A 19,669-nucleotide genomic window follows, 5' to 3' on the forward strand; every position below is an offset into this window, starting at 1 on the left:
GATGATTGCCTGTTTCACGAAAACCTCTGCATCTTCTCATTCGATCTTCATCCGCCTACAGCATGACGCTAACTGGCGGACATCTTTTCTGCGTGCAATTCAGTAGCCCGCACGCTGGGCAGCCTTTGCTTCCAGCATGGATAGCCCGCTATGGATCAACACGGCAAGGGCTGCAACGATGAGACCGCCCTGAAGAATGAAAGCAAGATTGTTGGATTGCAGCCCGGCAATGATGACTTCACCCAGCGTGCGCGCTGCCACCGTCGAGCCGATGGTGGCGGTGGAAAGGCTGATGACGGCGGACAGCCGGATACCCGCAAGAATGGCGGGCAGCGCAAGCGGCAGTTCGATGCGCCACAGACGCTGGAAGCCAGTCATGCCAGCACCGCGGGCTGCTTCGACAATAGCGGGCGGAAGGGTGGTAAGGCCAGTGATGGTATTTTCAAAGATCGGCAGCAGCGCATAGAGAAACAGCGCCATCAGCGTCGGTTTCTCGCCAAAACCCATGATCGGCACGGCAAGCGCCAGCACCGCAACAGGCGGAAAGGTCTGGCCGATATTGACGATGCTGCGCGAAAGCGGCAGGAATTCCCGCCCGAAACGCCGGGTAACGAGAATGGCCAGCGTACCGGCAATCACGATAGCGGCGCCCGTGGCAATCGCGACCGTCGCCAGATGAGACAGTGTCAGCGACAGAAGATTGGCCTGTATGTAGATGGCCGGGGCATTGGTCTGAACGAGAGGCTTGAACACGGGTTCGAACAGCTCTGGCTCCACGAGGAAGGTGATGAGCAGGAGGCTGAGTGCGGCCAGCAGAAAAGGACCGAGCCGCTTCGTCATGCAGACCCCGCCGCATTGTGCAGCAAGACCTCACGGCGAATGCGTCCTGCCGCCTGTCCATCCGGCCCGGTCACGGGCAATGTGTCACGCCCGGTCCAGAGCATAGCGGAGAGAGCATCGCGCTGGCTGGTCGCTGCGGGCAAAGGTTCGCCCTCGGCCTCTCCCGGCTCCACGATCTCGCCGACGGTTGCAACGGACAGCAGCCGCAGCGGTCTTTCCCGCTCACCGATCATGGTACGCACGAAATCCGTTGCCGGTTCGCGCACCAGCTCGGCGGGTTTGCCATATTGAACGATTTTGCCCTTGTCCATGACGGCGATACGGTGTGCCAGATGAAAGGCCTCATCCATGTCGTGGGTGACGAGAACGATGGTGACGCCCAGTTTTTTCTGGATCGCCAGCAAATCTTCCTGAGCCTTGGCACGAATGATTGGGTCCAGCGCACCGAAGGGTTCGTCCATCAGGAGAATATTCGGCTCCGCTGCCAGCGCGCGGGCCACGCCCACACGCTGTTGCTGGCCGCCCGAGAGTTCGTTGGGAAAACGGTTTGCATAAAGGGTGGGGTCGAGCTGAAAAAGCTCCAGAAGTTCGGTCACCTTGGCGTCGATTCGGGAGCGGTCCCAGCCGATCAGTTCGGGAACGGTTGCAATGTTTTGCGCCACGGTGCGGTGCGGAAAAAGTCCATGGCCCTGAATGGCATAGCCGATACTGCGACGAAGCTGGTAGCCGGGCATATCCAGAATATTCTGTCCGTCGATGCGGATGATGCCGGATGTCGGTTCGACCAGACGGTTAATCATACGCAGAAGCGTCGTCTTGCCGGAGCCCGACGTGCCGACGATAACGGTGATGCTGCGGGCTTCCATCGTCAGCGATACATTGTCGACGACGGTCGCGCCGTCATAGTCCTTGGTCAGATTTTCGACCTCGATCATGCGTTGCTCCCGCGCTTGAAAAAATTGCTGTCGATCAGCGCATCCAAAAGAATGGCAGCTGTAAATCCGAGAATGACGGTCGGGATCGTGCCCAGCAGAACGAGATCCATTGCCGTCTGGCCGATACCCTGAAACACGAAGACACCAAACCCGCCGCCGCCGATGAGGGCCGCGATGGTGGCAAGGCCAATATTCTGGACGAGAACGATGCGAATGCCTGTGAGTATGATGGGCAGCGCCAGAGGGAAATCCACTTTGATCAACCGCTGCCAACCCGTCATGCCGAGACCGCGTGCCGCCTCCCGCACAGAATTCGAAACGCCGTCCAGCCCGACAACCGTGTTGGAAACGACTGGCAGCAGCGAATAGAGAAACAGGGCGACGAAGGCCGGGGCCATGCCAATGCCGCGAATGCCGAGGTCGGATGCACCGGGGACATTGGCGGCAATCCATCCCAGCGGGGCAATCAGCAGGCCAAACAGCGCGATGGAGGGAATGGTCTGAACGATGTTGAGACTGTTCAGTACACCGGCACGCAGCTTCTGCACCTTGTAGCAGAGAACGCCGAGCGGAATGCCAACCAGAACGGCTGAAAACAGCGATCCGATGGCGAGCTGCACGTGCCGAAAGGCTTCCGTCCAGAAAATATCGGCGCGACTTTGATACTCTTTCAACAGGGAGAGATCGTCCCATTGCCCGGAGGCAAGCATGGTGCCGACAAGGGCGAGCGCCACAACAAGCAGCAGCACACGAATGGCGGGTTTGGGATCGAGCCGCGCAATCGCATCCGTCGCCATCACGATCAGACCCGCCATCAACAGCCAGAAGCCGCTGGCCGGGGAAACGCGGGCATAGGTGTTTTCAGCGGGGGTGAGATGGGAGGCCGAAAGGCCAATCATAAAGGCAAGAACGGCAAGGCCGATCAGTGCCGAAACAAGCCGGACCTTCGTTTCGCTGCGAAAAAACGCCACCGCCGCTGCGGCGATGACGATTGCGATGAGGCCATATCCGGCAAGAGGCGGCAGGGCGTCGAGGATGCCGCGCGTCTCGCCCTGGATGATGCGGTTGGCGCGAAATGCCGCAAAGGGCAGAGCCACCAGGGCATAGACCAGCAAGGCGGCGATCAGCGCGCCCACCTTGTCAGGCTTAAACGTCAGACGCTCAGGGGCAGAGAGGGCGCGCTGCAAAGTCGCCTCTTATTGTATGAGGCCGTTCTTCGTCAGAAAGTCCAACGCCACGTTTTTCGCCTGTTCGCCACCCACCTGTACGCGACCGTTCAGCTCCTGAAGGGTCTTGAGATCGAGTTTTTCAAAGACAGGCTTCAGCAGCTGCTCGATATTGGGATGTTCCTTCAGAACGGCTTCGCGAATGATCGGTGCAGGTTGGTAGACCGGCTGAACATTCTTGTCGTCTTCAAGCACCACGAGACCGGACGGGGCAATGCCGCCATCTGTGCCATAGACCATGGCCGCATTGGCATTATTGGTCTGGTTGGCAGCGGCAGCGATTGTTGCTGCCGTATCACCGCCGGAGAGGGTAATGAGCTGATCGGACTTCAGGGTGAAGCCATAGGTTTTCTGGAAGGCGGGCAGGGCGGCTGCGGAATTGACGAATTCCGACGATGCGGCAAGAACCATCTGGCCACCACCGGAGACGTATTTGCCGAGATCGCTGAGCGTCTTCAGATTGTTCTTGTCGGCAATATCCTTGCGGATAGCGATGCCCCAGGTGTTGTTGGCAGGCGAAGGTGTAAGCCAGACAATCTTGTTGGCATCGTAATCCAGCGTCTTGGCTTCTTCATAGGCTTTGGACGCATCCTTCCAGAGCGGATCGTCGGCCTTTTCGAAGAAGAAGGCGGCATTGCCGGTATATTCGGGATAGATATCGATCTCACCCGCTGTGATCGCCTTGCGTACGACCGGCGTCGCGCCCAGCTGGATGCGGTCGGTCGTCTCGATATTGTTCTTGTTGAGAACGGTCAGAATGATGTTGCCGAGGACGCTGCCTTCGGTGTCGATCTTGGACGACACAACCACCTGCGCCTGCGCAATCGACGCGTAAAGAGCGAGCGCCAATCCTGCGCCGGTCAGCTTCATCAAACGCTTCATCAACAATCTCCATGGGAACGGGTGCGGGCCAGAGGGAACGCGTCATGTCGATGAAATCGATGGTTCCCCGATTCAGTAGGCGGTAACGAAACCGAGAGCCAAATGGTTGCATCCGAATTTGAATTTATACGCAGCGACTAAAATGAACTCAGTCGGTTTTCCGGCGCGCATCCTTGCCCATGACCAGCGGCATCAGCGCGGAGAGGAAAAGCAGGCGCAGCACATGGTGGGAACCGACATAGGCGGTGTCTGCGTGCATCATCACGGCCATGGCCGCCATGGTTTCCAGACCGCCCGGTGAAAACGCGATCATGACGGCGTTGAGCGGCACGCCTGTTAGTCTCGATACGAACACGGCAATGACGGAGGCGAGCAGCATGACGACGACCGTCACCACACCGCCGGCAAGGAAGGCCTTTCGCATGTCCCGCAACGATGCGCGGGAAAAGCGGGTGCCGATAAGGCTGCCGAGAACGATATAGGTGGGTTGGCTGAGCCAGCTCGGCACGCCGCCACTGGTAAGGCCGGTAATGTGAATGCCGATGGAAACGGCCACGCCACCCAGCAGAAGCGCTGCCGGAAAGCGCCAGCGCATGAACAGCCAGCCGACCGCCAGTGACGCCAGAATGGTTAGGCCGAGTACGACAGGATGCATGGGCAGAGGTAGGATCGGCGGCTCGATACTGATCAGGTCGAGATATTCGACAATGAAAGGCACGGCGAGCGTCAGAGCCAGCACGCGCACGCTCTGGATGACGCTGACGGTTGCCAGATCGCTCTTCGTTTCCGCCGTCAGGCTGATGATGTAACTGAGATGGCCGGGCGAGGCGCCCAGCATCGCCGTGGTGCGGTCATAACCGAAGCCACGCAAAATCCAGTAGGCGACATAAAGAAGAATGACGACGGTGACGAGAACGGCAAGGAAGCTCAGCGGCCATGTCTTCGCAGCGCCAATCACCTCCGGCGTCACGCTCGTTCCCATGGAAATGCCGACGATGACGAATGTGGCGTTGCGCAGCAGATTGGGAACCGAGAGCCGAAGACCGGCGAGCCCGGCAAGCGTGACGGCAAGGGCCGGGCCGCAGAGAAAGGGTGCCGGGAAGTCGAGCATAAACGCAACCAGAGCGCCGATGCTACCAATGATGGCAGTGAGAATGAAACTCTGGAGGTCTGGCTTGATGATCATTGCGAATACTAAGGGGAATCGAAGAGGCGGATTTCGGTTTCCAGTTGCGCCCTTTCAGGCGCGCCCGTCAACCTTGAAGCCTTTAAAAAACAAAACCCGCGAACGAGGTCCGCGGGTTGCAAATCGTCATGCCGTCATACTCAGGCGGCAGGTGCGGCCACGGCTGCAACAGGGCGGCGCTTTGCCATCGTGTCTTCCAGACCCAGCAGGAAGCTGATCTGCGGGCGTGCCTTGACGAGGTCGTCGATGGAATATTGCGTCAGCACGTCGAAGAACGCGTTGAGCGCCTTGCGAAGGGCGGAGTTGAGGCCGCAGCTATCGACCAGTGGACACTCCACAGCACCGTCTTCGAAACATTCCGCCATGGCGAAGCTATCTTCGGTCACCTTGACCACGTCGAACAGGCTGATCTTGTCCGCAGGCTTGCCGAGCTTCACGCCGCCATTGCGACCGCGCACGGTTTCAACCAGGCCAGCCTTGTTCAGCGGCTGGAGAATTTTGAACAGGAACAGTTCGGAAACGCCATAGGCTTTCGCGATTTCTGGAATTCGGCTGAGGTGGCCGTCGTTGGCAGCGCAATACATCAACATGCGGACGGCATAGTTGGTCTGTTTGGTCAAACGCATGCTGATCTCCTAACTCCGGTAATTGTGGAGTTATATAGTTGCTTTTTCAGTTTAGAACAATTCCAGAAATGAAAAATTCTTTAACGGATTTTTCCATCTCACATTTGCCCTGTTGACCGCTCATTCGATTCATGAACAAACAACTCAAGAATCCAACTTATCGGAGGCATTTCCCATGGCAAGCATGAAATCCGTGATTTGTGCGATTGCGGCTGCGACATCGGTTGCCAGTGGCGGAATGTCCACAGCTTTTGCGGGTGGTGAGGTCAATGTCTACTCCTACCGCCAGCCGGAACTGATCCAGCCATTGCTGGACGCCTTCACCAAGGAGACCGGCATCGAAACCAATGTGCTGTTTCTGGACAAGGGTCTGGTGGAGCGTATTCAGGCCGAAGGCGTCAATTCCCCAGCCGATATTCTGCTGACCGTTGATATTGCCCGGCTGGTCGAAGCCAAGGAAGGCAAGGTCACCCAGCCGGTCCTGAACGATCCGGTGATCGAAAAGGACATCCCGGCCAATTTGCGTGACCCTGAAGGCGAGTGGTTTGGTCTGACGACGCGCGGGCGCGTGGTCTATGCGTCCAAGGATCGTGTCAGCCAGAAAGACATCACCTATGAGGAGCTTGCCGACCCGAAATGGAAGGGCAAAATCTGCATTCGTGATGGCCAGCACTCCTATAATATCGCGCTGTTCGCCTCGATGATTGCCCATCATGGCGTGGATTATACCCGCACATGGCTGACCGCGCTGAAGAACAATCTGGCGCGCAAGCCCGATGGCACCGACCGCAGTCAGGCCAAATCCATCTATTCTGGGGAATGCGATATCGCGCTGGGCAACACCTATTACGTCGGCCTGATGCTGACCAATGAGCAGGAGCCGGAAGAGAAGGTCTGGGGCAGTTCCGTGCGGGTCATCTTCCCCAATGCCAATGACCGTGGCACACACGTCAATATTTCCGGCGTTGCGATGACGAAATATGCGCCCAATAAGGACAACGCCCTCAAGCTGATGGAATTCCTGGCGTCCGGCGAGGCGCAGGAAATCTATGCCAAGCAGGTTTTCGAATATCCGGTTCTTCCCGGCGCGCAGACATCTGACGTGGTCAAGAATTTCGGGCCGATCAAGCCGGACACGCTGTCGTTGACAGAGATTGCGGCCCACCGCAGGCAGGCCTCCGAACTGGTGGACGAGGTCGGCTTCAACGACGGTCCGTCGAACTGATATCGGCTAAGCTTGAAGGATAATATGAGTGCCGTCTTCGAAGCGGCACTCGGCGCGGGATCAGCCGCGCTTGCGGCGCAGGCGGATGACCACGTCCACATGGGCAATTTCCATGCCCTCGGGTGGTTCCGGCAGGTTGTCGATCTGCAGATTGTTGACCGGAATATCCAGAACCTCGTTCTCACCTTCGACAAAAAAGTGATGGTGATCCGACACATTGGTGTCGAAATAGGTCTTGGCACCTTCGACAGCCAGAACGCGGATCAGCCCGGCTTCGGTGAACTGGTGCAGCGTGTTGTAAACGGTTGCCAGCGAAATCGGCACGCCAGCGCTCACGGCTTCGTCATGCAGCTCTTCAACCGTCAGATGGCGGTCACCCTTGGCGAACAGAAGATCGCCCAGTGCCACGCGCTGACGTGTTGGCCGCAGGCCAAAGCGGCGCAGCCGTGTTCCGATATCCAGTGTGGCGTCAAATGCCATGCTCATTCGGCCCCAAAAACCGGTAAAATAAACCCAATTTAGAAAGCATATAACTTTTACGCGCAGTGCTTTCAATAGTTTCCGCTGGCCAAGCGCGGCAATTGGCTGCAAAGCGGCGGTTTTTGCAAATTTCCTCTGGTTCCGGCCTTTCGCTTCCTGTATGCGGGCGCCATGTTTAGACGAGGCCTCTGAAAAGAGCGAGACGTGGCCGGATATGCAAGCTGCCCTTGTGGCGCTTCATTTTGAACCTAACTTGCTCTACAGAAGTCGTTCAACAACTGGTCAACGGGGAAACGGAAGCAATATGGCAACGAGGCAATCGAGCTACAATTACGAGGAAATTCTGGCATGTGGACGTGGCGAACTCTTCGGCCCCGGCAATGCGCAGCTTCCTCTGCCTCCTATGCTCATGGTTCACCGCATCACTGAAATTTCCGAAACCGGCGGCGCCCACGACAAGGGTTTCATCCGCGCGGAATATGATGTGTCTCCGGACGACTGGTATTTCCCATGCCATTTTCAAGGCAACCCCATCATGCCCGGCTGCCTCGGTCTCGACGGTATGTGGCAGCTGACCGGCTTTTTCCTCGGCTGGCTGGGTGAGCCCGGTCGCGGCATGGCGCTCTCTACGGGCGAAGTCAAATTCAAGGGCATGGTTCGCCCGGAAACAAAGCTTCTTCAATACGGCATCGATTTCAAGCGCGTCATGCGCGGTCGCCTCGTTCTCGGCACCGCCGACGGCTGGCTGAAGGCCGATGGCGAAACCATTTATCAAGCGTCGGACCTGCGTGTCGGCCTGTCGAAAGAAAAGACCGCCTGACCCCTGACGTTTGTGCGTGGCGGTTTCCGCCCAGAACAGACACGTCAGTCGGCAAACAAAGAAAAGGTCAACTTTATGAGAAGAGTTGTAGTCACCGGCCTCGGTATTGTTTCATCGATCGGCAGCGATGCCGCAGAGGTTACGGCGTCCCTAAGAGATGCGAAGTCGGGAATCTCGTTCTCACCGGATTTTGCCGAACATGGCTTCAAGTGCCAGGTCTGGGGCAAGCCATCGCTCGACCCGACCGATCTGGTCGACCGTCGCGCCATGCGGTTCCTGTCTCAGGGCGGCGCATGGAACCACGTTGCCATGAAGCAGGCGATTGCCGATTCCGGTCTGGAAGAAAGCGTCATCAGCGGCAATGAGCGCACCGGCATCATCATGGGTTCGGGTGGTCCGTCCACCCGCACCATCGTTGAGGCATCGGATATCACGCTGAAGAACAACAGCCCCAAGCGCATCGGCCCGTTCGCCGTGCCGAAGGCCATGTCTTCGACCGCGTCCGCCACGCTTGCCACATGGTTCAAGATTCACGGCGTCAACTACTCCATCTCGTCGGCCTGCTCGACCTCTGCGCATTGCATCGGCAACGCGGCGGAAATGATCCAGTGGGGCAAGCAGGATGTGATGTTTGCGGGTGGCCATGAGGACCTCGACTGGTCCATGTCGAACCTGTTCGACGCCATGGGTGCGATGTCTTCCAAATATAACGAGACGCCATCCGTCGCCTCTCGCGCCTATGACGCCAACCGCGACGGCTTCGTCATCGCTGGTGGTGCTGGCGTTCTGGTTCTGGAAGAGCTGGAACATGCAAAGGCACGCGGCGCAAAGATTTACGCGGAAATCGTCGGTTACGGCGCAACATCAGATGGTTACGACATGGTCGCGCCATCGGGTGAGGGCGCGATCCGCTGCATGCGTCAGGCCTTAGCGACCGTGAAGGGTGACGTCGATTACATCAACACCCACGGCACCTCCACACCTGTTGGCGACAGCAAGGAAATCGGCGCGATCCGTGAAGTGTTCGGCGCCAACATTCCGCATGTCCAGTCCACCAAGTCGCTGACGGGTCACTCGCTCGGCGCTGCCGGTGTGCAGGAATCCATCTATGGCCTTTTGATGATGCAGGAACGTTTCATCGGCGAGAGCGCGCATATCGAAACGCTCGATCCTGAATTCGAAGGCGTGAACATCGTTCGCAAGCGCATCGACAATGCCAAGATCGATACGGTTCTGTCCAACTCCTTCGGCTTCGGCGGCACCAACGCTACGCTCGTCTTCCAGCGCTACAACGGATAATTGCCCATGAATGGCATCATGCAGGGAAAACGCGGCCTCATCATGGGTGTCGCAAACAACCACTCCATCGCCTGGGGCATTTCCAAGGCGCTGGCCGCCCAGGGCGCGGAGCTTGCCTTTACCTATCAGGGTGAGGCTCTGGGCAAGCGTGTGAAGCCGCTGGCCGCAGAACTCGGCTCCGACTTCATCGTTCCCTGCGACGTCGAGGATATCGCCTCGGTGGATGCCCTGTTTGATGCCGTGCGTGAGCGCTGGGGTTCGCTGGATTTCGTCGTCCACGCCATCGGCTTTTCCGACAAGAACGAGCTGAAGGGTCTTTACGCGGATACGACGCGGGCAAACTTCAGCCGCACCATGGTCATTTCCTGCTTCTCCTTTACGGAAATCGCCAAGCGGGCTGCCGAACTGATGACCAATGGTGGCTCCATGCTGACGCTGACCTATAATGGCTCCCAGCGCGTCATTCCCAACTATAACGTGATGGGCGTGGCCAAGGCGGCTCTCGAAGCCTCCGTGCGCTACCTCGCTGCCGATTACGGTCCGAAGGGCATTCGCGTCAACGCCATTTCCGCCGGTCCGGTTCGCACGCTGGCGGGCGCTGGAATCTCGGATGCGCGCGCGATTTTCTCCTGGAACCAGAAGAATGCACCTATGCGCCGCACGCCTGACATCGAGGATATCGGTGGCTCCGCGCTGTACCTGCTGTCCAACCTGTCGCGTGGCGTGACCGGTGAATGTCACTATGTCGATGGCGGCTTCAACATCACTTCGATCCCGACGCTGGAAGTGCTTTACAACGCCGACAGCGAGTAAGGCGAAGCCCTGACACAATGAAAAAAGCCCGGTCATGCCGGGCTTTTTGTTATCTGCTTTCCACTCAGACCGGGTCGAAACCGAAGAGTTCTTCCGGGTTCGTCACCAACGCCTTGTGGCGGGCTTCCTCCGATGGCAGCCATGACAGGACCGTGTCCAGCAGGTCGGCATCGTCAGGATATTCCGCGGTGATCTTGGCATTGTTGTGTGGCCAGTTGGTGCCCCAGATGATGCGGTCCGGGGCGTATTCGGCAATCACGCGGGCGATGGCGGCGATGTCTTCGAAATCGGGTCCGCCGGAACGGCTGGATTCGTAGCAGCCTGCAAATTTGAACCAGCAATTGCCCTTGTCGATGAGCCGCTTTAACGCTGCGATCTGTGGGCTATCCGGCGTCACGCCTGCGAAGAACTTGCCGTGATGGTCGAAAATCCAGCGGCTCTTGATGGCCGACAGGCGTTCCTCGTGATCGAGAATGTGGGAGCCGTCGAACTGGACGGCAATGCACCAGCCGAGTTCCTGGGCAATGCTGTCGACCTCTTCCAGATGGGTTAGATCGACTGCGCCGCCCGGCAGGTCCATAATGCGCACGCCGACGACGCCGACCTCGATCAGTTCCTGCAATTCATCCAGCGGTGTCTCGCGGGTGACGACTGCGACACCCTTGGCGACACTGCCCATGGCACGCAGGCAGGCGATCAGATTGCCATTGTCGCGCTGGTGGGCATTGCCCTGGGTGATGACGACGCGGTCGATGCCGATCCAAGTCATCAGGCGACGATATTCATCCGGTCGCGGCGTGCCCTCGGGCACGGGTGGGCCACCGGCCAGCCCCGGAAATTCGGGCAGATACATGTGCATTTGCGTGTCGATGGCGCCCTTGGGCATAGCGATGCGCGGCTGTCTGCCCTCGAATGTTCGTGTCAGTGTCATGAGGTTCCTCCGGGCATCATGGCCCTGCTTGATACGGAAAGCGCCATGCGTCCTCCTGCGACGCATAGACGTGCTTTCGCGGGTATAAGGCCTTAGCGTTCCACCTGACGCAGCATGGCGCGGTAACGCTGCTGGCTTCCCTTCAGATGCTGGCGCATGGCTTCGCGAGCAGCAGCGGCATCGCCGTCTGAAATGGCGTGGGCGATGGCGTCATGCTCTTTTTGAAGCTGCTGCAGATAAGACGCTGCGGCTTTTTCGGATTGCGACGAGCGAAGGGCTGCGCGCGGAATGACATTCTGGCCCATCACTTCCAGAAACTCGCGGAAACGCGGATTATTGGTCGCATCGGCAATGGCAAGGTGAAGCTTGAAATCGGCTTCGGCGGTCGGCTTGCCGTTCTCGATGCAGTCCTGAACGGCGGAGAGGCAACGGATGATCGCCTCTTCCTGTGCCGGCGACCTGCGCACGGCGGCAAGTTCCGCCGCTTCGGTTTCCACGGCGGCACGCAATTCCAGAAGTTCGATGATGGAGGAAATGCGGTCGTGGTCGACATCCTGAAATGGCTGTGGCTGTTGCGTGGGTAGCGTCAGCACGAAAATACCGGCACCATGGCGCGCTTCGACCAGCTTGTCGGCACGCAAGGCAGCGACCGCCTCACGGACAACAGTACGGCTGACCTTGTAAAGCTCCGTCAGGCCCGCTTCGCTGGGCAGCTTGTCGCCAGGCTTGTAGACGCCGGATAGGATGGCCTGACGCAGGGCATCTGCCGTCTGGCTGACAAGCGAGCCGCCAGCGCGACCGATAGAGGAATTTTCTTTCGCGCCGCCTTCGACGGTTTCATTGAAGCTGGCCAATATTCACTCCAGGCAATTTGAGACATCGCTATGCGGGCTGTCTTCGTTATCGTTTATATTCTGCAAATATCCAGTAATTCAGCAAAATAGGCAATATTTATATTATTTCCGGCATTCACTGATATGATCTCCGGTATCCTGGCCGGGAATGCAAGGAATCGTTCCAATACAGGAAATGCGATATTTTCACGAAAGAAAATGTAAACGAAGCCGCCATATAATTGTATCGCATAAAAGCTTTCGGGCAGACATGCTTTCCCGTCATGAAGATTGAAAAAGCTCGATGCGATCACTGGTTTCCAAATTCCCACTGGCCCGGCGGTTTGCGCGCTCGCGTGATGGCACGGCAGCCATAGAATTCGCCATTCTGGCCATTCCCTACTTCGTCGTCGTTTTCGCCATCATCGAAACCTTTCTGGCAATGATGGCCGAGCAGCTGGTGACGAATGCGACAGACACCATGGCGCGCAAGCTGCGCACGGGGCAAATCGCCAGCACGATCACGCAGGAAGAGTTCAGAAAGCAGTTCTGTGCCGAGGTCTCTATCCTGATCACCTGCTCGGCAGAAGAGATCAAGACGCCCAAACAGCTCTATATCGATCTTCGGCAATTCGGCACCTTCGCTGCCATTCCCAAAACCATACCGCTGGTGCCGAACGGGGAATATTACGATCTGGATTCCTCGGCCTTCGGATTTTCACCGGGCGGTCCCATCTCCATCAATATGCTGCGGGTCTATTATCGCTGGCCGGTCATCACCGATCTGGTCCGTCCATACCTCACCAAAATCCGCCCAAGGGATGGTTCCATGCCCTCCCATTTTCTGATCGTTGCGACGGACGCCTTCCGCAATGAGGCCTATCAGTGAGCGTGCCGATGATGACACAGTCAAAACGCGCCCTGCGCGCATTGGGGCAGACCTTCAAACGGCTGAAGCAGGACAAGCAGGGCGTTGGCGCTGTCGAGTTCGCTATTATCTTTCCGTTGCTGCTGGCGCTTTACATCACCGCTTTCGAGCTGACGATCGGTTTTAGCGTCTATAAGCGCGCGACCCGTGCAGCGGGCGCCATCGCCGATCTGGCCTCGCAGCCGCAGACCGTCAACAAGGCCTTTCTCAACACGATGGAAGATGTCGCCGCGGGGATTTTCGTGCCCTATGCCACCACCGGCCTGACATTGAAGATCAGTGGCATTCAGGTAGATGCCAACAAGATCGCGAAGATCAGCTGGTCTTGGGATCAGGACGACAAGCGGCCTTATGCGGTCAATTCCATCGTCAACATTCCCGATAATCTGCGTCAGCCCAACGCGTTTCTGGTGCATGCGGAGTTGACGATACCGCACACGCTGTTGATGTTCATGTCATCGGTCTCAACATCGATCAGGCCGATCACCATCGGTCGCGACTATTACTTCGCCAAGCGTGAAGCCGACCCGATCACCTGCGGCGATTGCTGAGCCGCAACAGACATCCAGACATGAAAACGCCGCGGGATCGATCTGATTCCGCGGCGTTTTTGGTTTCGACGTGTCTTATTCGGACGGCATATCCAGCGTCCGGCTGAAATACAGTGCAACGATGGTGCAGAGCGCGCCGGAGAGAAGATAAATCCCCACCGCAAACAGGCCGAATTTCGACGAGAAGCCGAGCGCGACCAGCGGCGCAAAACCCGCACCGATCAGCCATGAGATATCCGACGTCAAAGACGCACCGGTATAGCGATATTCGCGGCTGAAGCGGGACGCGAGCGCCCCACCGGACTGGCCGAAGGAAAGGCCGAGCAGAGCGAAGCCGATCAGGACGAAAAGGTAGCGACCAATATCGCCCGATGCCAGAAGGATAGGGGCAATGAAGCTGAAGATCGCGATCAGTGCGGCGGCAATGCCGATCAGCTTGCGACGACCGATCTTGTCCGACAAGACACCCGAAACGACGATCATGCCGCCTGCGATGATGGCGCTGACGAACTGCACGAACAGGAAGTCGGACACTCGCTGATTGGTATTGAGCGATACCCAGCTGAGCGGAAACACGGTGACGAGGTGGAAGAGCGCAAAGCTCGCCAGCGGCACGAAAGCACCGGTCACAACGACGCGGGACTGGTTGCGCAGCATCTGGAACATCGGCTTGGGTTCCAGCTCATGCTGTTGCAGCATGGTCTGAAATTCGGGCGTCACGATCATGCGCAGGCGGGCAAACAGCGCCAGAACATTGAGCGCCAGGGCCACGAAGAACGGGAAGCGCCAGCCCCAGGCCAGGAATTCCGGGTTGGACAGCTGCGTGGTGAAGATGATGAAGAAGGCGCTGGCCAGACCAAAGCCCATGGCGGCACCCAGCTGCGGCATCATCGCATACCAGCCGCGCTGTCTTTCCGGCGCATTCATGGCCAGAAGCGAAACGAGACCATCCCATGCACCGCCAAGGCCAACGCCCTGTCCAATACGGAAGACGGCGAGCAGGATCGGCGCGAGCATTCCTGCGTCGTCATAGGACGGCAGGAAGCTGATCGCCATGGTCGATCCACAGAGGGTGAACAGCGCTGCGGTCAATTTGACGGCGCGTCCGAACTTGCGGTCGATCTGCAAAAACAGGAGTGAGCCAATCGGACGGGCGATGAAGGCGAGCGAGAAAACGGCGAAGGAATAGAGCGTTGCCGTGAGAGGATCGACAAACGAGAAGAAGACGTGAGGGAAGACCAGCGCCGATGCGATGGCATAAACGAAGAAGTCGAAAAATTCCGTCATTCTGGCCAGGATGACCGCGATCGTGATGCGATCGGGATCGACAGCGACAGGCGTTGTCGGCTGGCCGTTCGTTCCGTTATGGTCTTTATAAGAGGCCGTATCCGTGTAGCTCATAAAATTCCCTCCTGCGTATGGGCAAGCCATGTGTGTAACGCTCACGGCTCCTCATCCGTTCACATCACATGCGGCGGATTGTCACACAGGGGTTCAAGGCCGTCAAATGAAGATTGCTTGTAAGGGGTTGCCCATGCGGCATCCTATGAGATAATGCGTCACTTTCTACATTCAGATGTCTTTTCATGCGCCGCAATGATTGCGGTCTGAAAGTTATGTTGCACCGCGACAAACTACCTCATGTCATTTATGACGTTTGATAAGTATACGCCACAATACCCAAAACAGTACGAGTCCCAAAACGTGCGCACGCTTATGAAAATACCCTCCGCCCTCCTGGCCATTTCGTCGCTGCTGCTTTTGAGCGGCTGTGACCTCGTCGTGATGAATCCTTCGGGTGATATCGCCGTCCAGCAGCGCGATCTCATCATCACCTCCACGGTCTTGATGCTCCTCATCATCGTTCCGGTTCTGGCTCTCACGCTGTTCTTTGCGTGGAAGTACAGAGAATCCGCCAAGGCGGAGGATTACGATCCTGAATGGCACCATTCCACGCGCCTCGAAATGGTCATCTGGTCCGCGCCTGTTGCCATCATCCTGATGCTCGGCACTGTGACCTGGATTTCGACGCACCGTCTGGACCCATACCGTCCAATCGAGCGCATCGATGAAGAGCGTCAGGTCACTGCCGACATGAAGCCGATCACCGTTGAAGTGGTGGCCATGGACTGGAAGTGGCTGTTCTTCTACCCGGAGCTGGGCATTGGCAGCGTCAATGAATTCGCAGCACCGGTCGATGTGCCGATCAACTTCAAGATCACCGGTACCACGGCCATGAACTCGTTCTTCGTGCCTGCGCTGGCCGGCCAGATCTACGCCATGGGCGGCATGCAGACCAAGCTGCACGCGGTCATCAACAAGGAAGGCGTCTATGACGGCTTCTCGGCCAACTTCTCCGGCCCCGGCTTCTCGCATATGCGCTTCAAGTTCCATGGTATGAGCCAGCAAGGCTTCGACCAGTGGGTTGCCAAGGCCAAGGATGGTGGCAAAGGCTTCGGCCGCATGGAATATCTCGAATTCGCAAAGCCGAGCGAACGCGAGCCCGTGCAGTATTTCGCCAATGTCGATCCGGAGCTTTACGACGCGATCCTCAACCGTTGTGTGGAGCCCAACAAGCTTTGCATGCGTGACATGATGCACATCGACGCCAATGGCGGCGGCGGCAAGGAAGGCATCGATATCGCCAAGGCTCTGAACTCCGTGGTCTGCACGCCGCTTTCGCCTTACGGCGTAGCGTCCGGCCCGCAGTCTGTGCCAGCGGCCATCGAAGGCCAGACATTCGAGCCGGCAGCTCTGCCAGATACGAAGGCTGCCGTGTCGTCCGCTGGCAAGAGCGCTGGCTGAAGAAATGAATTGCATGTGGGCCGCGCGAGGTTCGCGCCGCTCTGAGCGTGCCGGTCCGTCCGGTCCGTAGATTCAATTACGTGGGGTGTTTCTGTTCGTCCAAATGGACGAACGGCGCTCCAAAAATCGCAAGAGGCTAAAATGGTCGTCAATACCGATCAAACGTCGTTTCTTTTCGGGAAGCTGACGTGGGAATCCATCCCCATTCATGAGCCAATTCTGATCGTGACCTTCGCGGTTGTGGCCCTTGGTGGCGCAGCCGTGCTCGGTGCGCTCACCTATTTCCGGCTCTGGGGTTATCTCTGGAAGGAATGGTTTACGTCTATCGATCACAAGAAGATCGGTATCATGTATATCATTCTGGCCCTCGTCATGCTGCTGCGCGGCTTTGCCGACGCCATCATGATGCGCCTCCAGCAGGCCATTTCCTCAGGCGGTTCTGAAGGTTATCTCAACCCGCATCACTACGACCAGATTTTCACCGCCCACGGCGTGATCATGATCTTCTTCATGGCAATGCCGATGATCACCGGTCTGATGAACTACATCATTCCGCTGCAGATCGGCGCGCGTGACGTGTCCTTCCCGTTCCTCAACAACTTCTCCTTCTGGATGACCACGGCTGGTGCCGTCATCACCATGATCTCGCTGTTCATCGGTGAATATGCCCAGACCGGCTGGCTGGCCTATCCGCCGCTGTCAGGCATTCAGGGAAGTCCGAGTGTCGGCGTCGACTATTATATCTGGGGTTTGCAGATCGCCGGTGTGGGAACGACGCTGTCGGGTATCAACCTGATCGTCACCATCATCAAGATGCGCGCTCCTGGCATGACAATGATGCGCCTGCCGATCTTCGTCTGGACATCGCTGTGTTCCAACATCCTGATCGTGGCTTCCTTCCCGATCCTGACCGGCACACTCGCGCTTCTGACGCTTGACCGTTACGTTGGTACGAACTTCTTCACCAACGATCTCGGCGGCAACCCGATGATGTATGTCAACCTCATCTGGATCTGGGGTCACCCGGAAGTCTACATTCTCGTGCTGCCTGCTTTCGGTATCTTCTCCGAAATCGTATCGACCTTCTCCAACAAGCGTCTCTTCGGTTATGCTTCGATGGTCTATGCGACGGTGGTCATCACCATTCTCGCTTACGTCGTATGGCTGCACCACTTCTTCACCATGGGCTCTGGTGCCAGCGTCAATGCCTTCTTCGGCATCACGACCATGATCATCTCGATTCCGACGGGTGCGAAGATCTTCAACTGGCTCTTCACCATGTATAAGGGCCGCATCAAGTTCGACGTCCCCATGTTGTGGGCCATCGGCTTCATGATCACCTTCGTCATCGGTGGTATGACGGGCGTTCTGCTCGCCGTTCCTCCGGCTGACTTCGTGCTGCACAACTCGCTGTTCCTGATCGCCCACTTCCACAACACGATCATCGGCGGCGTGGTCTTTGGTGTTCTGGCCGGTATCGCCTACTGGTTCCCGAAAGCCTTCGGCTACCGTCTCGATCCGTTCTGGGGCAAGCTGTCCTTCTGGTTCTGGTTCATCGGCTTCTACTTCGCATTCATGCCGCTCTATATTCTCGGCCTGATGGGTGTAACCCGCCGTCTCAGCCAGTTCGAAGACACCTCGCTGCAAATCTGGTTCATTGTTGCGGCCTTCGGTGCATTCCTCATCGCACTCGGCATTGCCTCCTTCATCATCCAGCTCGTCGTCAGCTTCCTGCGACGCGAAGAGCTGCGCGATGTCACCGGCGATCCCTATGGCGGTCGTACACTGGAATGGTCGACGTCTTCGCCGCCGCCTGCCTACAACTTCGCTTTCACGCCGGTCGTGCATGAAATCGATGCCTGGGCGCATATGAAGAAGCACAATGCAGAACGTCCGGTCGATGGTTTCATCCCCATCCACATGCCGAAGAATACTGGCACGGGCGTCGTCATCAGTGCGATCAGCGTCGTCCTCGGCTTTGCACTGGTGTGGCACATCTGGTGGCTGGCAATCGTTTCGATGGTTGCGATCATCGCGGTCTCCATCGCCCACACCTTCAACTACAATCGCGACTATTACATCCCGGTTTCGGATGTGACGGAAGTCGAAGCAGAACGTACGAAGCTGCTGGCAAATCAGGCGTAAAAGAATGTCTCAAGCACCTGCCCAGAGCGCCAACGGCGCAGAAAAGCCGGTCTTCTACCTGAAGGAAGACCACCACCCGGAAAACGGTACATCCATCGGTTTCTGGCTGTATCTGATGAGCGACTGCCTTATCTTCGCAACGCTCTTTGCAACCTATGCCGTCGTCGGCCGCAGCTATGCGGCCGGTCCTTCCGGCGCGGATCTGTTCGATCTGAAGCTGGTGGCGATCAACACCGCCTTCCTGCTGCTCTCCTCCATCACCTATGGCTTTGCCATGCTGGAGGCCGGCAAGAAGAACGTGAACACGACGCTGGTCTGGCTCGCCATCACCGGCCTGTTCGGCCTCGCCTTTCTCGGGCTGGAACTCTACGAATTCCATCACCTGATCGAAGAAGGCGCGACACCGCAGCGTTCGGCCTTCCTTTCGGCCTTCTTTGCGCTGGTCGGCACCCACGGTCTTCACGTCACCTTCGGCGTGATCTGGCTGGTGACGCTCATGGTGCAGGTCAAGAAGTTCGGCCTGCACGCTGAAAACATGCGCCGCCTGACGTGCCTCTCCATGTTCTGGCACTTCCTCGACGTGATCTGGATCGGCGTCTTTTCCTTTGTCTATCTGGTTGGAGTTCTGTGATGAGTGCAAACACACACGACCATAGCCACGATCACGCTCATGCACATGACCATGGTCACGATCACCACCACGATAGCGGCGAAGATCACGGCTCCTTCAAGAGCTACATGATCGGCTTCATCCTCTCGGTCATCCTGACGGCTATTCCGTTCTGGCTGGTCATGGGTGATGTCATCGACAACCGCACCACCACCGTCATCGTCATCATGATCTTCGGTGTGATCCAGGTTTTCGTGCACATGATCTACTTCCTGCACATGAACACCAAGTCGCAGGGCGGCTGGACCTTCATGTCGCTGCTGTTCACGCTCGTCGTGGTCATGATCACGCTCGTTGGCTCGCTCTGGGTCATGTACAACATGAACAAGAACATGATGCCGACCATGACCATGGAGCAGATGCGCAACATGCCGTAAGCGGCACCGTTGCAACGACCTAGTGGCCCGCGCAAAAAAAGCGGGCCGCTCTTCTCCGAGAGACACAAAACCCCATGAATCGGAGAGCGGATTCATG

At 57.5% G+C, this 19,669-nt stretch carries 20 protein-coding genes; 10 read left to right on the forward strand and 10 right to left on the reverse strand.

Translation table 11 applies throughout. From position 1 onward, the window contains the following. Positions 1 to 99: 99 nt before the first annotated feature. The 6 genes from AC27VJ_RS00835 to rirA form a co-directional block, all read right to left on the reverse strand. Positions 100 to 840 (reverse strand): ABC transporter permease, encoded by a 741-nt coding sequence (locus AC27VJ_RS00835; protein ID WP_488682445.1) that lies wholly within the window; start codon positions 838 to 840, stop codon positions 100 to 102. Beyond that, positions 837 to 1,775, reverse strand: a complete 939-nt coding sequence (locus AC27VJ_RS00840) for an ABC transporter ATP-binding protein (RefSeq protein WP_488682446.1) — start codon at positions 1,773 to 1,775, stop codon at positions 837 to 839. Before AC27VJ_RS00840 ends, AC27VJ_RS00835 begins: the two co-directional genes overlap by 4 nt. Further along, the gene (locus AC27VJ_RS00845; RefSeq protein WP_488683151.1) at positions 1,772 to 2,932 is read right to left on the reverse strand and encodes an ABC transporter permease; all 1,161 of its coding nucleotides are present in this window, start codon (positions 2,930 to 2,932) and stop codon (positions 1,772 to 1,774) included. The genes AC27VJ_RS00840 and AC27VJ_RS00845 overlap by 4 nt, the downstream gene beginning before the upstream one ends. Positions 2,933 to 2,971: 39 nt before the next feature. Then, complete coding sequence (gene osmF, locus AC27VJ_RS00850) at positions 2,972 to 3,883, reverse strand: glycine betaine ABC transporter substrate-binding protein OsmF (RefSeq protein WP_353578266.1); 912 nt, start codon at positions 3,881 to 3,883, stop codon at positions 2,972 to 2,974. Between the two features lie 148 nt (positions 3,884 to 4,031). Further along, a complete protein-coding gene (locus tag AC27VJ_RS00855) occupies positions 4,032 to 5,069 on the reverse strand; it encodes an AbrB family transcriptional regulator (RefSeq protein ID WP_488682447.1) in 1,038 nt (345 codons plus the stop codon). A 140-nt stretch (positions 5,070 to 5,209) separates the two neighbouring features. Then, the gene (gene rirA, locus AC27VJ_RS00860) at positions 5,210 to 5,695 is read right to left on the reverse strand and encodes an iron-responsive transcriptional regulator RirA (protein WP_113086304.1); all 486 of its coding nucleotides are present in this window, start codon (positions 5,693 to 5,695) and stop codon (positions 5,210 to 5,212) included. A 175-nt stretch (positions 5,696 to 5,870) separates the two neighbouring features. On the opposite strand from rirA, the gene AC27VJ_RS00865 reads away from it, so the two are divergent. Then, positions 5,871 to 6,920, forward strand: a complete 1,050-nt coding sequence (locus tag AC27VJ_RS00865) for a Fe(3+) ABC transporter substrate-binding protein (RefSeq protein WP_488682448.1) — start codon at positions 5,871 to 5,873, stop codon at positions 6,918 to 6,920. A 60-nt stretch (positions 6,921 to 6,980) separates the two neighbouring features. Here the strand turns inward: AC27VJ_RS00865 and irrA are convergent, their stop codons facing one another. Continuing rightward, positions 6,981 to 7,400, reverse strand: a complete 420-nt coding sequence (irrA, locus tag AC27VJ_RS00870) for an iron response transcriptional regulator IrrA (RefSeq protein ID WP_353578269.1) — start codon at positions 7,398 to 7,400, stop codon at positions 6,981 to 6,983. A 304-nt stretch (positions 7,401 to 7,704) separates the two neighbouring features. On the opposite strand from irrA, the gene fabA reads away from it, so the two are divergent. The 3 genes from fabA to fabI all read left to right on the forward strand — a co-directional run bounded on the left by fabA (position 7,705) and on the right by fabI (position 10,332). After that, positions 7,705 to 8,220, forward strand: coding sequence for a 3-hydroxyacyl-[acyl-carrier-protein] dehydratase FabA (gene fabA / locus AC27VJ_RS00875; RefSeq protein ID WP_113086307.1), 516 nt, complete (start codon positions 7,705 to 7,707; stop codon positions 8,218 to 8,220). 75 nt (positions 8,221 to 8,295) lie between these two features. After that, entirely contained in the window at positions 8,296 to 9,519 is a 1,224-nt protein-coding gene (fabB, locus tag AC27VJ_RS00880; protein WP_488682449.1) for a beta-ketoacyl-ACP synthase I, read from the forward strand. A gap of 6 nt (positions 9,520 to 9,525) precedes the next feature. Next, positions 9,526 to 10,332 carry an enoyl-ACP reductase FabI gene (gene fabI, locus AC27VJ_RS00885; protein WP_062451527.1) on the forward strand — a complete coding sequence of 269 codons (807 nt, stop codon included), beginning with the start codon at positions 9,526 to 9,528 and terminating at the stop codon, positions 10,330 to 10,332. Positions 10,333 to 10,396: 64 nt separating this feature from the next. On the opposite strand, the gene AC27VJ_RS00890 is transcribed toward fabI, so the two are convergent. Continuing rightward, positions 10,397 to 11,263: an amidohydrolase family protein gene (locus AC27VJ_RS00890; RefSeq protein ID WP_488682450.1), complete on the reverse strand. Its 867-nt coding sequence runs from the start codon at positions 11,261 to 11,263 to the stop codon at positions 10,397 to 10,399. A 92-nt stretch (positions 11,264 to 11,355) separates the two neighbouring features. Beyond that, on the reverse strand, positions 11,356 to 12,117 hold the full coding sequence (locus AC27VJ_RS00895; protein ID WP_488682451.1) for a FadR/GntR family transcriptional regulator: 762 nt from the start codon (positions 12,115 to 12,117) through the stop codon (positions 11,356 to 11,358). Between the two features lie 283 nt (positions 12,118 to 12,400). On the opposite strand from AC27VJ_RS00895, the gene AC27VJ_RS00900 reads away from it, so the two are divergent. Together AC27VJ_RS00900 and AC27VJ_RS00905 are read left to right on the forward strand one after the other, a co-directional pair. After that, positions 12,401 to 12,985, forward strand: a complete 585-nt coding sequence (locus tag AC27VJ_RS00900) for a TadE/TadG family type IV pilus assembly protein (RefSeq protein WP_353578273.1) — start codon at positions 12,401 to 12,403, stop codon at positions 12,983 to 12,985. An 8-nt stretch (positions 12,986 to 12,993) separates the two neighbouring features. After that, positions 12,994 to 13,575 carry a TadE/TadG family type IV pilus assembly protein gene (locus tag AC27VJ_RS00905; protein WP_488682452.1) on the forward strand — a complete coding sequence of 194 codons (582 nt, stop codon included), beginning with the start codon at positions 12,994 to 12,996 and terminating at the stop codon, positions 13,573 to 13,575. Positions 13,576 to 13,650: 75 nt separating this feature from the next. Here AC27VJ_RS00905 and AC27VJ_RS00910 read toward each other — a convergent pair whose 3' ends face one another. After that, positions 13,651 to 14,976, reverse strand: a complete 1,326-nt coding sequence (locus tag AC27VJ_RS00910) for an MFS transporter (protein WP_353578275.1) — start codon at positions 14,974 to 14,976, stop codon at positions 13,651 to 13,653. 315 nt (positions 14,977 to 15,291) lie between these two features. Between AC27VJ_RS00910 and cyoA the strand changes: the two genes are divergently transcribed. The 4 genes from cyoA to cyoD all read left to right on the forward strand — a co-directional run bounded on the left by cyoA (position 15,292) and on the right by cyoD (position 19,572). Further along, positions 15,292 to 16,380, forward strand: a complete 1,089-nt coding sequence (cyoA, locus tag AC27VJ_RS00915) for a ubiquinol oxidase subunit II (RefSeq protein ID WP_488682453.1) — start codon at positions 15,292 to 15,294, stop codon at positions 16,378 to 16,380. Between the two features lie 141 nt (positions 16,381 to 16,521). After that, complete coding sequence (gene cyoB / locus AC27VJ_RS00920) at positions 16,522 to 18,525, forward strand: cytochrome o ubiquinol oxidase subunit I (protein WP_488682454.1); 2,004 nt, start codon at positions 16,522 to 16,524, stop codon at positions 18,523 to 18,525. A gap of 4 nt (positions 18,526 to 18,529) precedes the next feature. Beyond that, positions 18,530 to 19,156 carry a cytochrome o ubiquinol oxidase subunit III gene (cyoC, locus tag AC27VJ_RS00925; protein ID WP_488682455.1) on the forward strand — a complete coding sequence of 209 codons (627 nt, stop codon included), beginning with the start codon at positions 18,530 to 18,532 and terminating at the stop codon, positions 19,154 to 19,156. After that, the gene (gene cyoD, locus AC27VJ_RS00930) at positions 19,156 to 19,572 is read left to right on the forward strand and encodes a cytochrome o ubiquinol oxidase subunit IV (protein ID WP_353578279.1); all 417 of its coding nucleotides are present in this window, start codon (positions 19,156 to 19,158) and stop codon (positions 19,570 to 19,572) included. Before cyoC ends, cyoD begins: the two co-directional genes overlap by 1 nt. Positions 19,573 to 19,669 lie beyond the last annotated feature (97 nt).

Source organism: Agrobacterium sp. 20P9.1.2 (assembly GCF_057799395.1).

Excerpts from the sequence above, each read along its gene's own strand:
- AC27VJ_RS00835 (WP_488682445.1), bottom strand. The coding sequence starts at position 840 with ATGACGAAGCGGCTCGGTCCTTTTCTGCTGGCCGCACTCAGCCTCCTG.
- AC27VJ_RS00840 (WP_488682446.1), bottom strand. The coding sequence starts at position 1,775 with ATGATCGAGGTCGAAAATCTGACCAAGGACTATGACGGCGCGACCGTC.
- osmF (WP_353578266.1), bottom strand. The coding sequence starts at position 3,883 with ATGAAGCGTTTGATGAAGCTGACCGGCGCAGGATTGGCGCTCGCTCTT.
- AC27VJ_RS00855 (WP_488682447.1), bottom strand. The coding sequence starts at position 5,069 with ATGATCATCAAGCCAGACCTCCAGAGTTTCATTCTCACTGCCATCATT.
- rirA (WP_113086304.1), bottom strand. The coding sequence starts at position 5,695 with ATGCGTTTGACCAAACAGACCAACTATGCCGTCCGCATGTTGATGTAT.
- AC27VJ_RS00865 (WP_488682448.1), top strand. The coding sequence starts at position 5,871 with ATGGCAAGCATGAAATCCGTGATTTGTGCGATTGCGGCTGCGACATCG.
- irrA (WP_353578269.1), bottom strand. The coding sequence starts at position 7,400 with ATGGCATTTGACGCCACACTGGATATCGGAACACGGCTGCGCCGCTTT.
- fabA (WP_113086307.1), top strand. The coding sequence starts at position 7,705 with ATGGCAACGAGGCAATCGAGCTACAATTACGAGGAAATTCTGGCATGT.
- fabB (WP_488682449.1), top strand. The coding sequence starts at position 8,296 with ATGAGAAGAGTTGTAGTCACCGGCCTCGGTATTGTTTCATCGATCGGC.
- fabI (WP_062451527.1), top strand. The coding sequence starts at position 9,526 with ATGAATGGCATCATGCAGGGAAAACGCGGCCTCATCATGGGTGTCGCA.
- AC27VJ_RS00890 (WP_488682450.1), bottom strand. The coding sequence starts at position 11,263 with ATGACACTGACACGAACATTCGAGGGCAGACAGCCGCGCATCGCTATG.
- AC27VJ_RS00900 (WP_353578273.1), top strand. The coding sequence starts at position 12,401 with ATGCGATCACTGGTTTCCAAATTCCCACTGGCCCGGCGGTTTGCGCGC.
- AC27VJ_RS00905 (WP_488682452.1), top strand. The coding sequence starts at position 12,994 with ATGATGACACAGTCAAAACGCGCCCTGCGCGCATTGGGGCAGACCTTC.
- AC27VJ_RS00910 (WP_353578275.1), bottom strand. The coding sequence starts at position 14,976 with ATGAGCTACACGGATACGGCCTCTTATAAAGACCATAACGGAACGAAC.
- cyoA (WP_488682453.1), top strand. The coding sequence starts at position 15,292 with ATGAAAATACCCTCCGCCCTCCTGGCCATTTCGTCGCTGCTGCTTTTG.
- cyoB (WP_488682454.1), top strand. The coding sequence starts at position 16,522 with ATGGTCGTCAATACCGATCAAACGTCGTTTCTTTTCGGGAAGCTGACG.
- cyoC (WP_488682455.1), top strand. The coding sequence starts at position 18,530 with ATGTCTCAAGCACCTGCCCAGAGCGCCAACGGCGCAGAAAAGCCGGTC.
- cyoD (WP_353578279.1), top strand. The coding sequence starts at position 19,156 with ATGAGTGCAAACACACACGACCATAGCCACGATCACGCTCATGCACAT.